Source organism: Lentzea indica (assembly GCF_012184385.1).
GTDB classification, from domain to species: domain Bacteria; phylum Actinomycetota; class Actinomycetes; order Mycobacteriales; family Pseudonocardiaceae; genus Lentzea; species Lentzea indica.
On sequence record NZ_VSRL01000044.1, the window covers coordinates 36,161 to 50,134 of the forward strand.

Annotated in this window: 14 protein-coding genes; 7 read left to right on the plus strand and 7 right to left on the minus strand. The window is 67.8% G+C overall.

Features of this window, described 5'->3' with window-relative positions; all coding sequences use genetic code 11:
• The first annotated feature begins 87 nt into the window (after positions 1 to 87).
• The 3 genes from FXN61_RS15100 to FXN61_RS15110 are packed head-to-tail and all read left to right on the plus strand — an operon-like array spanning position 88 to position 3,078.
• A complete protein-coding gene (locus tag FXN61_RS15100; RefSeq protein WP_312877748.1) occupies positions 88 to 1,647 on the plus strand; it encodes an ABC-F family ATP-binding cassette domain-containing protein in 1,560 nt (519 codons plus the stop codon).
• A gap of 31 nt (positions 1,648 to 1,678) precedes the next feature.
• On the plus strand, positions 1,679 to 2,884 hold the full coding sequence (locus tag FXN61_RS15105; protein ID WP_167974363.1) for a cytochrome P450: 1,206 nt from the start codon (positions 1,679 to 1,681) through the stop codon (positions 2,882 to 2,884).
• Between the two features lie 2 nt (positions 2,885 to 2,886).
• Complete coding sequence (locus tag FXN61_RS15110; RefSeq protein ID WP_167974365.1) at positions 2,887 to 3,078, plus strand: ferredoxin; 192 nt, start codon at positions 2,887 to 2,889, stop codon at positions 3,076 to 3,078.
• Here FXN61_RS15110 and FXN61_RS15115 read toward each other — a convergent pair.
• The gene (locus FXN61_RS15115; protein ID WP_223165442.1) at positions 3,071 to 3,700 is read right to left on the minus strand and encodes a TNT domain-containing protein; all 630 of its coding nucleotides are present in this window, start codon (positions 3,698 to 3,700) and stop codon (positions 3,071 to 3,073) included. The genes FXN61_RS15110 and FXN61_RS15115 overlap by 8 nt on opposite strands.
• Positions 3,701 to 3,749: 49 nt before the next feature.
• On the opposite strand from FXN61_RS15115, the gene FXN61_RS15120 reads away from it, so the two are divergent.
• Both FXN61_RS15120 and FXN61_RS15125 read left to right on the plus strand, forming a co-directional pair.
• A complete protein-coding gene (locus tag FXN61_RS15120; protein WP_312877749.1) occupies positions 3,750 to 4,550 on the plus strand; it encodes an LURP-one-related family protein in 801 nt (266 codons plus the stop codon).
• Between the two features lie 97 nt (positions 4,551 to 4,647).
• On the plus strand, positions 4,648 to 5,610 hold the full coding sequence (locus FXN61_RS15125) for a MerR family transcriptional regulator (protein ID WP_246291554.1): 963 nt from the start codon (positions 4,648 to 4,650) through the stop codon (positions 5,608 to 5,610).
• 15 nt (positions 5,611 to 5,625) lie between these two features.
• On the opposite strand, the gene FXN61_RS15130 is transcribed toward FXN61_RS15125, so the two are convergent.
• Positions 5,626 to 8,553: an AfsR/SARP family transcriptional regulator gene (locus FXN61_RS15130; RefSeq protein ID WP_167974370.1), complete on the minus strand. Its 2,928-nt coding sequence runs from the start codon at positions 8,551 to 8,553 to the stop codon at positions 5,626 to 5,628.
• A gap of 72 nt (positions 8,554 to 8,625) precedes the next feature.
• On the opposite strand from FXN61_RS15130, the gene FXN61_RS15135 reads away from it, so the two are divergent.
• Entirely contained in the window at positions 8,626 to 9,087 is a 462-nt protein-coding gene (locus FXN61_RS15135) for a hypothetical protein (protein WP_167974372.1), read from the plus strand.
• 85 nt (positions 9,088 to 9,172) lie between these two features.
• On the opposite strand, the gene FXN61_RS15140 is transcribed toward FXN61_RS15135, so the two are convergent.
• The 5 genes from FXN61_RS15140 to FXN61_RS52125 form a co-directional block, all read right to left on the minus strand.
• Positions 9,173 to 10,132: an NsdA family TPR-like regulatory protein gene (locus FXN61_RS15140; protein WP_512698747.1), complete on the minus strand. Its 960-nt coding sequence runs from the start codon at positions 10,130 to 10,132 to the stop codon at positions 9,173 to 9,175.
• A 277-nt stretch (positions 10,133 to 10,409) separates the two neighbouring features.
• Entirely contained in the window at positions 10,410 to 10,604 is a 195-nt protein-coding gene (locus tag FXN61_RS15145; protein WP_167974376.1) for a ferredoxin, read from the minus strand.
• A gap of 11 nt (positions 10,605 to 10,615) precedes the next feature.
• The gene (locus FXN61_RS55335; RefSeq protein ID WP_167974378.1) at positions 10,616 to 11,809 is read right to left on the minus strand and encodes a cytochrome P450; all 1,194 of its coding nucleotides are present in this window, start codon (positions 11,807 to 11,809) and stop codon (positions 10,616 to 10,618) included.
• 78 nt (positions 11,810 to 11,887) lie between these two features.
• Entirely contained in the window at positions 11,888 to 12,442 is a 555-nt protein-coding gene (locus FXN61_RS54315) for a TetR/AcrR family transcriptional regulator (RefSeq protein ID WP_223165444.1), read from the minus strand.
• A 21-nt stretch (positions 12,443 to 12,463) separates the two neighbouring features.
• Entirely contained in the window at positions 12,464 to 13,441 is a 978-nt protein-coding gene (locus tag FXN61_RS52125; protein WP_312877750.1) for a glycosyltransferase family 2 protein, read from the minus strand.
• Here FXN61_RS52125 and FXN61_RS52130 point away from each other — a divergent pair.
• Positions 13,422 to 13,974, plus strand: a 553-nt coding sequence (locus FXN61_RS52130) for a hypothetical protein (protein WP_246291556.1), incomplete at its 3' end; no start/stop codon positions are given. The genes FXN61_RS52125 and FXN61_RS52130 overlap by 20 nt on opposite strands.

Below are 13,974 nucleotides of genomic sequence, written 5' to 3' on the forward strand. Positions count from 1 at the left end.
TTCGGGTACGGGGTCTTCTACCTCTGATCACGGACGTGTGCCACCACGCAACACGTCCTGATTTCGCGTACCCAAAAGAGGATTCCCGTGCGCTCGCATGTCCATTTGACGACCCAAGATCTCACCAAGGGCTATGAGGCCGGCCCTGTCGTCGACGGCATCTCGCTGAAAGTCTCCGCAGGAAACCGTCTCGGCGTCATCGGCGAGAACGGCCGCGGCAAGACGACGCTCCTCCGTTTGCTCGCCGAAGACCTGGTGCCAGACCAGGGAACTGTCACGCGGCACGGTTCGTTGAGCCTCGTGCAACAGGAAATGCCGTTCCACGAAGACGAAACGGTGGGGGACCTGCTGTCCGAAGCGCTGCGCGAAAGCCGTCAAGCACTGTCCGAACTGGACAGTGCGGCGGAGCCGTTCGACGAGCAGCGTTACGAGAAAGCTCTGGCCCACGCCGAGGACATCGAGGCGTGGGACGCGGAACGCCGCGCCGGCATCGCACTCAAGGCGCTCGACGCCGACCACGACAGGTCGACGAAACTCGGGCAGCTCAGTGTCGGACAGCGTTACCGCGTCAGGCTTGCCTGCCTGCTCGCCGAACGCGCCGACGTCCTGCTGCTCGACGAACCGACCAACCACCTCGACGCGGCCGCGTTGTCCTTCCTGACCGAACGCCTTCAGCAGCACCACGGCGTCGTGGTTCTCGTGAGCCACGACCGCACGCTGCTGGACGACGTCTGCACCCAGTTGCTCGACCTCGACCCGGCACCGGACGGCGAGGTGCACCTGCACGGCGGCGGCTACCGGGCATTCAAGGAGGCCAAACGCGCCGCACGTCAGCGCTGGGAACAGCGGTTCGCCCAGGAGGAAGCCGAGCACGGCGAACTGGCCGAGAAGGTCGAACGCGCTCAGTCACGCCTGAAGGACGCCTGGCGCCCGCCGAAGGGCGCGTTCAAGCACAAGCGCAGCACGCGGGCGGCGAACAAGATGCGCAACGTCGCTCGCCGGTTGGAGGAGCTCGACGACCAGCGCGTCGACGCTCCCCCGCCACCGTTGCGCTTCGCTCCCCCTGACCTCGAGGCCAGCGGTGACCTGCTGCACGCCACCCCGCTCGAAGTACCGGGAAGGCTGAACCTCACCGAGCCGATCTCGCTCAGCGCGGGAGAGAAGCTGCTGATCACCGGCCAGAACGGCGCGGGCAAGTCGACGTTGCTGAACGTGCTCGCCGGCCTCATCACGCCTGCTACCGGCACCGTGCACCACGTCGGCAAGGTGGCGCTGCTGGCACAGGAGTCCACGTTCGAGAACGAGGACGCCACCGCGGCACAGCTCTGTTCCCGGGGGGAGGAACTCGGTCTGCTGAGCGGAAAAGACCTCGCGCGCCCGGTCGGCCGCCTGTCCACTGGACAGCGAAGGCGACTGGGGCTGGCGATCCTCCTGAGCAGCGGACCGCACGTCCTGCTGCTCGACGAACCGACCAACCACCTGTCGATCGCCCTGGTCGACGAGCTGACCGACGCACTCCACCGGACGAAGGCCGCGGTGGCCGTCGCGACCCACGACAGGCAGATGCGGACAGATTTCGGTACGTGGCGCACCGTAACCCTGAATTCACCTTCACGGAGTCATGAAAGTTCTGTAGCTTCGAAATAGGTCCTCTGCCGAGCACTGGGAGGTGTGCGAGATGACCGAACTGATCTCCGAAGAGCTGCCCACAACGCGCCAGAACCCGTTCGACCCGCCCGCCGAGGTCACCGCGATCCGGGACCAGGCCCGCATCAGCCGGCTGAAGTTCGCCGACGGTCACCTCGGCTGGCTGGTCACCGGCCACCACCAGGTGCGCGAGATCCTGGGAAGTCCCAAGTTCAGCAACAACCCGGAGAAGCACCACATGCTCGACCGGCGCTTCCAGGGCGAGGTGCCCGAGGACAAGCGCAAGTCGGAGCCGGGCATGTTCCTCAGCCAGGACCCGCCGGACCACACGCGGCTGCGCAAGATGCTGCAGGGCCAGTTCACGGTCCGGCGGATGAACCAGCTGTCCGAGTGGATCGGCACGATCGTCGACGACCAGCTCGCACACATGCGGACGTTCGACGGCAAGGCGGACCTCGTGAAGGAGTTCGCGCTTCCGGTGCCGTCACTGGTGATCTGCGCGTTGCTCGGCGTTGACTACGACGAGCGGCACAGGTTCCAGGAAGACACGGCGAAGATGCTGAGCCTGGACAGCACGTTCAAGGAAGCCATGGACGCGATTGCGCGCATCCAGGACTTCATGCGCGAGCTGATCGCCCGCAAGAAGGCGAACCCCGGCGGCGACGACATGATCAGCGACCTGCTTGCCACCGGGGAGCCGACCGACGAGGAAGCGTCGAACATGGCGCTGCTGCTCCTGCTCGCCGGGCACGAGACCACCGCGAACATGCTGGGCATCGGCACGTTCACGCTGCTTCAGCACCCTGATCAGCTCAAGATCCTCAAGGACGAGCCGGAGGTCATCGACAACGCCGTCGAGGAGCTCATGCGGTACCTGTCGATCATCCACTTCGGACCGGTGCGCACCGCCGTCGAGGACGTGGAGATCGACGGGCACCTGATCAAGGCGGGCGACACCGTGCTGATGCACGTGCCTGCGGCGAACCGGGACCCGGAGAAGTTCACCGGCAACCCCGATGAGCTCGACCTGCGCCGGCCCGCGTCGGGGCACGTCGCGTTCGGGCACGGCATCCACCAGTGCCTGGGCCAGCAACTCGCCCGCATCGAGATGCGGATCGGGTTCTCCAAGCTGTTCCAGGAGTTCCCCGACCTCCGGCTGGACGTGGAGCCGGAGGAGGTGCCACTGCGCACGGACATGGGGATCTACGGAGTCCACTCGTTGCCAGTAGCGTGGTGAACATGAAGATTTCCGTCGACCAGTCGAAGTGCTGCGGTTCGGGAATGTGCGTTCTGACGGACCCGGACCTCTTCGACCAGAACGAAGAGGACGGCACGGTCGTGCTCCTTCAGGAGCACCCCGACGCCGAGCACGAGGCCACCGCGAAGGAAGCGGCGAGCCTGTGCCCGGCGGGCGCGATCACAGTCAGTTGATCCGCACGAGGTAGCCGTTGGAGAGCAGCCAGGCGACATTCAGTGCCCCGTCGCCTGGCACCAGCGCCCTGTCCAGCTTCTGCTGCAGACCACCGCCTGGCTGCTCGAACCACGGCGCGATCGGGCCCTCCCACACCGCGAACGCCTTCGTCACCTTGTAGGCGTGGTAGTTGCAGCGATACGCGGGGTCGAACGTGTTCAGGCTCTGCGGCGGAATCGCACGCGTCGAGTAGTGCGCGCCCTTGTACGCCAGGAACCCGCCGTACTCGCTGCCGAACCGGTCGAGCTTCGTGTTGGCGCCGAGGGTCCTCCTGTACTTGATCGGCTCGCCGTCCGGCTTGAGCCAGAACCCGTCCTGCGGCGGGTAGTTCCAGCTCGTGCCGTTCCAGTACTTCGCCAGGAACGCGTCCGGGGTGAGGTTGCCGAACCTCTTGTACCCGGCCACGAGCGGGCCGACGGGCTGCTGCCACGGCCGGGGCAGCGTCTCCGGCCCGAGCCGGCTGTCGCCCTGGTAGGCGCCGGCACAGACTTCCGGAGCCGCGGTCGCGATTCCGGCATTGACGCCGAACAGGACGAGTGTCGCGGTGAAGACCGCGACCAAGAATCGTTTGCCTGCGAACATGCTTCGCATCCTGGCGCAGGTGAGCGACTTCCGCACTACCCTCATCCGCGTGAATCTCGCTCCCGGCTGGTATCCCGACAACGCCGACCCGCGCTTCGTCCGTTGGTGGGACGGCACCCAGTGGACGTCACACGTGCAGCCGCGCCAGCAGCAGACCGACGCCCACCACGCGGAAATGCAGATGGGCGGCACCGGCCAGGACCGCGTCGCGCAGCAGGTCCAGCGCGCCGGTGTCCAGGGAGTGGTGCAGGGCGGCGGCGGCACGTTGTTCACCGAGCCCGTCCTGGTCGTGAACCAGAAGGCGAAGCTCGTCGAGATGTCGAACTCCTACGTCATCTACGACCAGCACGCCCGCCACATCGGCACCGTCGAGCAGGTCGGCCAGTCCGGTGCCGCCAAAGCGTTGCGGGCCTTCACCAAGCTCGACTCGATGCTCGACGTCCGGCTGGAGATCCGCGACGTCCAAGGCCATCCGGTGCTCCGCATCACGCGTCCGGCGACCATGTGGAAGTCCAAGGTCCTGGTCGAGCGCGGCGACGGCATGCCGATCGGCGAGATCATCCAGGAGAACGTGTTCGGCAAGGTCCGCTTCGCCTACGTCTGCAACGGAATGAAGGTCGGCGGCATCTACGCCGAGAACTTCCGCGCGTGGAACTTCTCGTTGCGCGACCACACCGAGACCGAGGTCGCGCGGATCACCAAGACGTGGCAGGGCATGGCCAAGGCCATGTTCTCGACCGCCGACAACTACGTCGTGCAGTTCCACCGGCAGGTACCGGACCCGTTGCTGAGCATGATCGTGGCGTCCGGCGTCACGGTCGACACCGTGCTGAGCCAGAACCAGGGCTAGACCCCAGCAGGAAACGACGGTCCTGCGGTCATTGCGGAGGAAGGGCACATTTCCTGGCGCGGGGCGGTGTGTACAGGGTTGCACCTTCCGTAGCGGCATGTGGTCCAGTGGACTTACGTCCCGATCCCTTGAGGAAAGGTCCCTGCTCATGCATTCGTCTTTCACGCCACCCCGCCAGGTCAAGATCGGTGACGCGGCGGCCTTCGCCGGCAGCACGCCACGGGCGATTCGCCATTACCACGAGATCGGCCTGCTCCCCGAGCCTGAGCGGGGCGGTGATGACCGCCGCCGCTACGGGTACGAGGACATGATCCGCCTGCTGTGGATTCGCAAGATGGCCAACGCCGGGATCGCCCTGGACGACATCCGTGACGCCTTTACCACCGGCATGGCTTCCGCCGGTGCGGACAGCGGAGACGGTATCGCGGGCATCCTGGAGCGGTTGGAGGAAACCCTCGCCGAGCAGGAGGCGGAATTGCGGCGGCAACGGACCGCCGTGCAGCGGATGCGCACCGAAGGCAGCCGGATGGGCCTGCTCTCCGACTTCGTCACCGAACGCCTCAAGAGCCTGCCCGAAGGCTCCCTGCGTCAGGCGGACCTGGACGATCTGCTGGTCACTGAGCGGATCTTCGGCCCGCTCGGCGCGGCCGTCCGGGCCACCCGCTTCGTCGTCCTGGCCACGCATCCCGCTCTGCGGGAGCATTCCGACCGCATCGATGACGCCGAGGAGGCACTCGATGACAGCGTCGCCGTCGATGATCCACGGGTGGCTCAAGTGGCCGTCGAGCGGCACGCCTTCGAAAGCGCCCTGCAGGCCGTCATCGAGGAGTCCGGCCTGGACAAGGACGACGACGCCCTCTTCGACGCCTGGGACACTTTGCACGCTGCTACCGCCGATGACGGCGAGGACGAGGCCGACCTCAGCTCTGGCAGGCGGGAGGCTGACTCCATGAGCGCGTTGGAAGCCATCGGCAAGATGCCCTACGACTTCTCCCCAGCCCGCCTGCGCTGTATGGAACTGGCCGAAGAGCTGTCCGCCCAAGACTCACCCGCTACCTGAAACACTGCCTGGTGCTCAGTAGGACGTCGCCAGGCGGAGTTCGTCGACCTCCGCCTGGAACCCGGCCGCGGTCAACGTCTCCTCGGCCTGCCGCCAGTGTTCCCGAGCCTCCTCGACCCGGCCTGCCCGCTCCAAAGCGTTGCCCAGCACGCGCAACGACCGGCCGAACTCCGGCGGCGAGTCCATCTCCCGGGCCTGGTCCAGCGCGAGCGACGCCAGGCGCACGGCTTCCTCCGGTGTCGCGGCCAAGCCGGAACGCAGCCGCCACACCCAGATCCTGCCTTGCCGGTCGTCGTGCTCCTCGAAGAACTCCCAGGCCTGCCGCAACTGTTCCTCGGCCAGGGAGATCTGCCCTGACCGGATCAACGTGTCCGCGAGGAACAACCGGATGTTCGCCGCCATGTCGGGATCCCCGAGCTTCTGCGCGGCGGCCAGCGAGGACCGCAGGAACTCCGCCGACATCCGCAGCTCACCCGTGAACTGGTGCAGCCGCCCCAGTTCGAGCGTCGCCATCAGCTCGCTCTGCTCGTCGCCCAGCTGCCCGGCGACTCGTCGCGCGCGCTCCAGGTACTCCTGCGCCGCGGCCAGACCACCGGCACGCCGTTCGATGGCGCCCAACGAGCACAGGACCTCGATCTCGCCGTGCGGGTTGCCGGATGCGACGAACCGGCTCATCGCTTCACGATGCGCCTCACGGGCCTCCGCGGACCGGCCACTCCACTCGTGCATCCAGCCCATGCCGTACCAGGCGTAGGCCTCGCCCCACACGTCGCCGGCAAGGGCGAAACCTTCTTGGGCGGCCTGGAAGTTCTCCGACGCGGCGACGTAGTTGTGCAGCCGCGCGCACAGGATTCCGCGCTGCTGGAACAGGATCGGCTTGCGTTCGGGAGGCGCGCACGACAGCCCGAGGTCGTTGATCTGCTCCCAGTCGTCGAACCGCGCCCGCAGGTCGCAGAACGCCGTCGACCGGATCACCAGCTCGGCGGCCGTGGAACCCAGGCCGAGAGCGGCGGCCTGGGTGATCACGGCGTGGATGTTCTGCCACTCCGCGTCGAACCAGTCTGCCGCGTCGCCGAGGTCGAACCGTTCCAGCGCAAGGGGTTCCAGCCGGATCGCCTGGTGCGGCAGCTCCACGTCCGCCCGCGTGGCGAGGTCGAGCCACTGCTCGAACAGCGCCTTCAGGGCAACGGCCGGGTTCTCGGACGCGGCCTCACGGCCGAAAGCGCGCAGCAGATCGTGCAGCCGGTAGCGCACCTGCCCCAGCGCGTCGCGGCCCGCGTAGTCGACCAGGCGAGCGTCGACCAGTGCCTCGACGTGGTCTTCCGCGTCGTCGAGGTCCAGGCGCAGCAACGGCGACGCGACCCACGCCGGGAAGTCCGGGGTGTCGACCAGCGACAGCAGCCGGAACGCGGTTCGGTGCGTCTCGTCCAGGCCGTCGTAGGACAGCGCGAGGGAGGCACGCACGTCGAGGTCGCCCAGCGACAGCTCGTCGAAGCGGCGGCGTTCGTCGGACAACCGGCCGGCGAGCTTCGCGAGCTGCCAGTGCGGGCGCGCGACCAGGCGTGCCGCCGCCACCCGCAGCGCCAGCGGCAGCTTGCCGCAGTAGGTCACGATCTCCTGCGCCGCACCGGGTTCGGCGGCACAGCGGGTCTCGCCGACCGCCGCACGCAGCAGCGCCAGCGCATCAGATGACGGCAGCACGTCCAGAGGCACGACGTGAGCCGCCTCCAGGCCGGCCAGCGCCGCCCGTGACGTCACCAGGGCCGCGCCCGAGGTCGTTCCCGGCAGCAACGGCCGGACCTGGGCCTCGTTGATCGCGTTGTCCAGCACGACCAGGATCCGCCGGTCCGACAGCAGATCCCGGTAGAGATCCACCCGATCCTCCACAGAGGACGGAATGGCACCACCGGAGACGCCGAGGCCGCGCAGCAACCGGTCGAGGGCGGCGGCGGGCTCGACGGGCTTCTGCTCGCCGCCGCGCAGGTTCAGGTACAGCTGGCCGTCCGGGAACGCGTCCCGCACGACATGCGCGCAATGGACGGCCAGCGAAGTCTTGCCCACACCGCCGGGGCCCGTGATCGTCCACGTCCCGCCGGAGCGCAAGCCGGCCGTGAGCCGCACGACCTCGTCGGCCCTGCCGGAGAAGTCACCCACCGCCGGCGGCAGCCAGGAGGGTCCTGACTGCACGGCGACCGGCGCGGAAGAGCCTGCCAGGACCTCCATGTGCAGGGCGCGCAGTTCCGCGTTCGGGTCGATGCCGAGCTCGTCGGCGAGCACCTCACTGGCCCGCCGGTACACGTCGAGCGCCTGCGCCTGCTGGCCGGTGCGGTGCAGGGCGAGCATCAGCTGGTACCAGAAGCGCTCGCGCAACGGGTGTTCCGCGACCAGCGAGCGCAGCTCGTCGACGATCTGGTCGTGCCGGCCGAGCTGCAGCTCGGCGTCGTTGCGGCGCTCCAGCACCTCCCAGCGCTGTTCGTTCAGACGCTGGACGTCGGTCTGTTCCATGCGCAGCGACGAGATCTGGTCCAGAGCGGGTCCGCGCCACAGCGCCGCGGCCTCGCCGAGAAGCCGGGCCTCGGTCTCCAGGTCGGGTGCGCGACGGGCTTCCGCACGCAGCCGCTGGAACGTCAGCAGGTCGAGCTGGTCGTCCTCGACGTGGATCGAGTAGCCGGTCGGCCACGTGCGGACGAGCTTGCGGTCGGCGAGGTCGTCCAGCGACTGTCTCAACCGCATGACGTACGTCTGCAGAGTCGCGCGCGCCGACCCGGACGGTTCCTCGCCCCAGAGATGTTCCATCAGCTCGTACGACGAGACCGGCGCGTTGGCTTTCATCAGCAACGCGGCGAGCAGGACACGCTGTTTGGCCGAGCGGAGCTCCACCAGCCGGCCCGAGTCGATGACCTGCAACGATCCGAGAACCCTGAACCCCCACCGCCGTTGCATGAGCCGATCCTAACCAGCCGGTAACCCGAGGTGTCAGCGAAATGTCAGCGGCCGTCGTGATGCTCACAGCTCATGAAGAGGTCAGCACTCATCGCCGCAGGTGCGGTGCTTCTCGGCTTGGTCACGGCGAACAACGCGCTGGCTGAGAGCGCTCCCGGCTGCGGACCCGTCACCCAGATCGGCAACACCGCCTACGTCGGGGATCACGGGCAGCGGTGGGCGTCGGTGAAGCAGTTCAAGGGCTGTGGCAAGAACTGGGCCTACGTCTACACCTGGACGGAGACCCACAACGCCGGTGCCCCGTACACCCCGGAACTCATCGTGATCGAGAAGTGGGCGCACAAGGACGCGCGTGAACCGTACGGGCACGAGGGTCTGAAGAAGGGCCGCTACCGCCAGAAGGAACTGTGGTCCGGCGGCGCCAACACCCTGGACACCTGCACGTCCGCCTACGTCGAGTGGAACTCCGGCGCCCAGACCTACCCGGTGCGCACGACATCCGCTGCTGACACACGAGCCGGAGCGGCATCTTAGGCCCCCAGCTGGGTGCCGCTCTGTTCATGGTGTCGCCGGGGCTCGAAGCCCAAACCTCTCCTCGGGCCCCGGCGACGCCTTCCACTCAGGCAGCCCCCTGCGACGCCGTCATGAAGCTCGTGAGCCGGGCCGAGAGCTCGTCCGCGGCCTCGTTGCCGCGCATCCGTTCCGCTTCCTGCTTCAACGGCCGCATCCGGTCCCGCGTGCGCGCCGAGCGGATCGGACCGGAGACCGCGATCGCCTGCTCCCCGATGTCCCGCGCCTGCTCGGCCTCGTTCTGCACCAGGTAGTTCACCGCCAGCGCCGCGAGCCGGAAGGACTGGCTGCGTGACGCTTCCTCTCCCCCGGAGGAAATGGCCCTGGTCAGCAACGGGATCGCGGACCGCGCGTACTTCACGTCGCAGGTGCGGGCGAGCTCGGTGTGCACCATGCCGCCGATCGACACCAGGTCGGCGAGGTCGAAGAACCGGGCCCACGGCGGTGCGTCCTCGCCCTCAGCGCGTTCGAACTCCTCCTCCGCGCGTGCGAACTGGCGCAACGCCTGCCTCTCGGCGCCCATCTTCGCGAACGCCCATGCCTCGTTGGCGTGCAGGATCGACAGGGCCAACGTGGATCCGCTGGCCTGCGCGATGGGCAGACCTCGTTGGAACGACGCCAAAGCGTCCTCGGCCAGCTCATAGTGCAGGTGCACGCGGCCCATCCTGTAGTGGATGTTGGCCTCCAACGCGCTGTTGCCCGACGCACGGGCGAGGCTCATCGCACGGCCGAAGTGCAGGTGTGCCGACTCGAGAAGTCCCATGTCGAACGACGCCCAGCCGGCCAGGTTGTGCAGGTCGGCGATGGCCACCTGGAGCCGGTGCAGCACCCGTCCGGACGAGCCTGCGTCGAGCAGCGGGTTCGCCCAGTTCAACAACGCGACGCAGGCGTCACGGCAGGCGCCGCCGCCATATTCGTAATCCAGTGCCCGCAGTGCGCTGGTCAGTGTTTCCACGTGCCGCACGTCGGTTTTGTCCACGCGAGCTGGAAATGCGTCGCTGTTGACCATAGCTGGCCCTCCTGACGTGCGCCGGACCCCCGCTGTACAGGTACCCGTTGCACACCACCGGTATTCACCGCGCCGCCGTCACCATCCCGCTGTCCGGCCTGGTCGGGAAGGGTCTTTCGACTCTCCCCGGACACGTTGGCGCGCCACCACAACGCCGTGGTGGTCGCGCTTACGATTCTGGACGGTGATGGTGACGGGAAAGGGGCCAACGAGGTGCCGGCGAACAGGAACTGAATCAATTTCCAGTGATGGCACCTCACCGGAACGGCCGATCAAGTCACTCTTCCAGGCTCACCACCTGGGCAGGGCACCTCTCCACCGCGTCACGAACGCCCGGCAGCAGGTCGGCTGAGGGTTCCGGGATCAGCACGATGCCGAGCCCGTCGTCATCTGACTGATCGAACACGTCCGGTGCGGCGAGCACGCACTGGCCCGATCCGATGCACCCGGTCTGGTCTATCCGGACCGTCACGCTCCCTGGCATCACCACACCACCGGGATCGCGGCCGCGCCGTAGGTGATCATGTCGTTGCGATAGCTCATCTCCGTCACCTGCACCGCCGGACGCAGGTTCGGGAACCGGGTGAAAAGTGACCGCAATCCGATCTGAAGCTCCGCACGGGCCAGGTTGGCGCCGAGGCACTGGTGAGGCCCGAAACCGAAGCCCAGGTGCGACACGGCATCGCGTTCCAGGTCGAGCTCCTCCGCACGGGGGCAGAGCTCCTCGTCGAGGTTCGCCAGCAGCGACACGCTCACCCAGTCCCCTGCCTTGATCAGCACGCCGTCGACCTCGACGTCCTCGGTCGCCCTGCGGGTGATGCCGACGCCGCCCAGCTGGCCGACCGTGTACCGCATGAGCTCCTCGACGATCACGTCGGCGCGGCTCGGGTCGCGCCGCAGGATCTCCAGTTGGTCGGGCTGTTCGAACAGGTGCAGGGTGAACAGGCCCAGGAAGTTCGACGTCGTCTCGTGGCCGGCGGCGAGCAGCCCGATGCAGAGGAAGATCAGCTCCTGCATGCTGAAGTCGGTGTCGTTGGCCATCAGGCCGATCATGTCGTCGTTGGTGCCCGCGGCCTTCTTCTCCGCGACGATCGGCGACAGCACCTCGCCGAGCTTGGTGGCGTGCGCGATGTACTCGTCCTTGGAGCCGTTCTTGCCGAACATCTCCCTGGCGGTCGCCTGGAACAACTCCTGATGCTCGGGCGGCACGCCCAGCAGCTCGGCGATCACCAGCGACGGCAGCGGCAGGCACAGCGAGCCGACCAGATCAGCCGGGGCGCCCTTGGCCTCCATGACGTCCAGGTGTTCGTCGACGATCTGCTGGATGCGCGGACGCAGCTCGTTCATGCGCTTGACCATGAAGCCGCGAGCCAGCGGACGGCGCAACCGCATGTGCGCCTCGCCGTCGATGCCGTTGATGTTGCCCGGCTGGTCAGCGTCGACCACGGGCTCGCCCTCGTCGGTGCGCATCTCCGGGTGGCCACCCTTGCGGGTGCTGAAGCGCGGGTCGGACAGCACCTGCCGGACACCGGCGTAGCTGGACACGACCCAGGCCTCGACGCCGTTGGGCCAGAGCATCTTGACCGGGCCGTCGCTGACGGCCTCGGCGAATCCGACCGGCGGCTGCAGCGGGTGGTCGCGTTCGTGCATGACTGGGCAGACGGCAGCTTCGGTCACGAGAGTTCCCCTCAACAGAACAAAACTGTTCTTTTGACTCCATGACCGAACGTAGCGCAGCAACTACGATCTGACGAGTTAGTTGGTCCCTATCAGCGGTGTCAACAGGCCGTCGACGATGCCGTCGATCACACCCTGCTCGTCGGAACGCAGGACGAAAGTCGAGATCAGCGCGGTGATGAGGATGCCGGCGTCGAGGCGCTCCGGCAGTTCGCCGCGCGCTTTCGCCCGATCCACGGCGACCTGAAGATGCTCCGTGTAGGCGCGGTCGATGTGCTCCGCACGGAGGCATGCGAGGTCGGCGTCCTGGCGGCTTCCCTCGAGCAGCCCGAGGAAGATCCCTGCGGTGTCGAACGGCATCGGCTCGCCCCACGAGCGCAGGATCTGGCGCACGTCCTCGGCGAACGTTCCTTCGTCCGGCTGAGGCAGCTCCGGCAGGTTCGCCCTCAGAGCGTCCGTGATCAGCCGCGCCTTCGACGGCCAGCGCTGGTAGAGGCTCGCCTTGCTCGCGCGCGCCCTGGACGCGACGAGGTCCATGTTGAACCGGGCGTAGCCGACCTCGGCCAGCACGTCGAGCACGGCGGCGAAGACCTCCTGCTGACGCGCGGGCGCGTCCAAGGGAGTGCGACCCACCCGCATTCCTTCCGACCGTGGCTAAGTGACGTGCACCGTACCGCCGGGCGCGTCCAAGAGCCGACCCGTTCGCCGCACCGACATCCACCGCAGCTGCGTGCCGTGCAGCGCGGTGATCAGCGACTGGATCACGACCGCGTACATCAGCTGCCTGTATACAATCTGCTGTAGGGGATATGCCCACAACGGCTTGAGCGACTCGCCGTCGAGCCGCAGCGCGTAGCCCGCGCTCGCGGTCTGGATCAGCAGAAATACTGTCCACACGATCGCCGCGAGGGGCGCGTCCGCGACGAGGAATCCGTACATCACATACAGATCCATCACCGGGGCGAGCAACGGCAACAGCAGGTGGAACGCCAACAGGTAGATGAGTCCGAACCGGCCCATCGGCCCGTTCTCGATCAACGCGCCGCGATGTTTCCACATCGCCTGGAAAGTGCCGTACGACCAGCGGTAACGCTGGCGGAACAGGCCGCGGACGGTGACCGGCGCCTCGGTCCACGCCTTGGCCTGTGGCCGGTACGCGACCCGCCAGCCCGCGCGCGTGACCGCCATCGTGAGGTCGGTGTCCTCGGCCAGCGTGTCGTCGCTGACGCCGCCGACGTCGGTGATCGCGGCCTTGCGGAACGCCCCGACCGCGCCCGGCACCGTCGGGATGCACCGCAGCCCGTGCAGGATCTGTCTGTCCAGATTGGACCCGGCGCAGTACTCCAGGTGCTGCCAGCGCCCGAGCAGACCCTGGCGGTTGCCGACCTTGGCGTTGCCGGAGACCGCGCCGACGCCGGTGTCCGCGAACGGCTGCACGAGCTGGCCGATCGTGTCCGGCTCGAAGATCGTGTCGCCGTCGAGCAGCACGAGCACGTCGTGCCTCGCCCGGCGGATGCCCGTGTTGAGCGCGGCGGGCTTGCCCTGGTTGACCTGCCGGATCACGGTGACACCCGGCAGGTTCAGCTCCTCGGCGCGGTCCGCGGTGCCGTCCGTGGAACCGTCGTCGACCACGATCACCTCGACGTTCGGCGAGATGGTTGTTCGCGGCGATCGACCTCACCGTGGCGGCGATGTTCAGTGCCTCGTCGTACGCCGGGATGATCACCGAGACCGGCGGCGCGAACCACGGCGGCGGTGCCTGGTCGCTCTCTCGTCGCAGCCGACGGTCGGTGTGTGCGAGACCGAGCTGCATGAGGGTCCGCAGGATGCCGAGCAGGGCGGCGATCGCGATCGCCGTGCCGAGCAGCACGAGCACGACGCCACCGTTGCGCTGCGACCACGTGGTGACCGCGCCGGTGAACCGTTCCGTCGCGGTGGCCTCGACCGGCTGGTCGCCGGTGACCGGGACGAACCGGTAGCCGGGCACCTTCGCCAGCTCAAGGGCGATGTCGGCGCCGATGCTGCCGTCGTCGTGCAGCCGGACGATGCCTCCCTGCTCCCGCAACGACATCCGCACCAGCGTGCCGATGTCCTGGAAGTCCCGGTCGCCGCTGTCGATCTCGGCCGCGCGCCGGTCAGCCGCGTGTGGACGCCGCAGCGCGTCG

What these genes read in the sequence shown, in the direction of transcription:
- FXN61_RS15115 (WP_223165442.1), bottom strand. Translation starts at nt 3,700, where the DNA reads ATGTTCGCAGGCAAACGATTCTTGGTCGCGGTCTTCACCGCGACACTC.
- FXN61_RS15110 (WP_167974365.1), top strand. Translation starts at nt 2,887, where the DNA reads ATGAAGATTTCCGTCGACCAGTCGAAGTGCTGCGGTTCGGGAATGTGC.
- FXN61_RS15130 (WP_167974370.1), bottom strand. Translation starts at nt 8,553, where the DNA reads ATGCAACGGCGGTGGGGGTTCAGGGTTCTCGGATCGTTGCAGGTCATC.
- FXN61_RS15140 (WP_512698747.1), bottom strand. Translation starts at nt 10,132, where the DNA reads ATGGTCAACAGCGACGCATTTCCAGCTCGCGTGGACAAAACCGACGTG.
- FXN61_RS15105 (WP_167974363.1), top strand. Translation starts at nt 1,679, where the DNA reads ATGACCGAACTGATCTCCGAAGAGCTGCCCACAACGCGCCAGAACCCG.
- FXN61_RS15125 (WP_246291554.1), top strand. Translation starts at nt 4,648, where the DNA reads ATGTGGTCCAGTGGACTTACGTCCCGATCCCTTGAGGAAAGGTCCCTG.
- FXN61_RS15135 (WP_167974372.1), top strand. Translation starts at nt 8,626, where the DNA reads ATGAAGAGGTCAGCACTCATCGCCGCAGGTGCGGTGCTTCTCGGCTTG.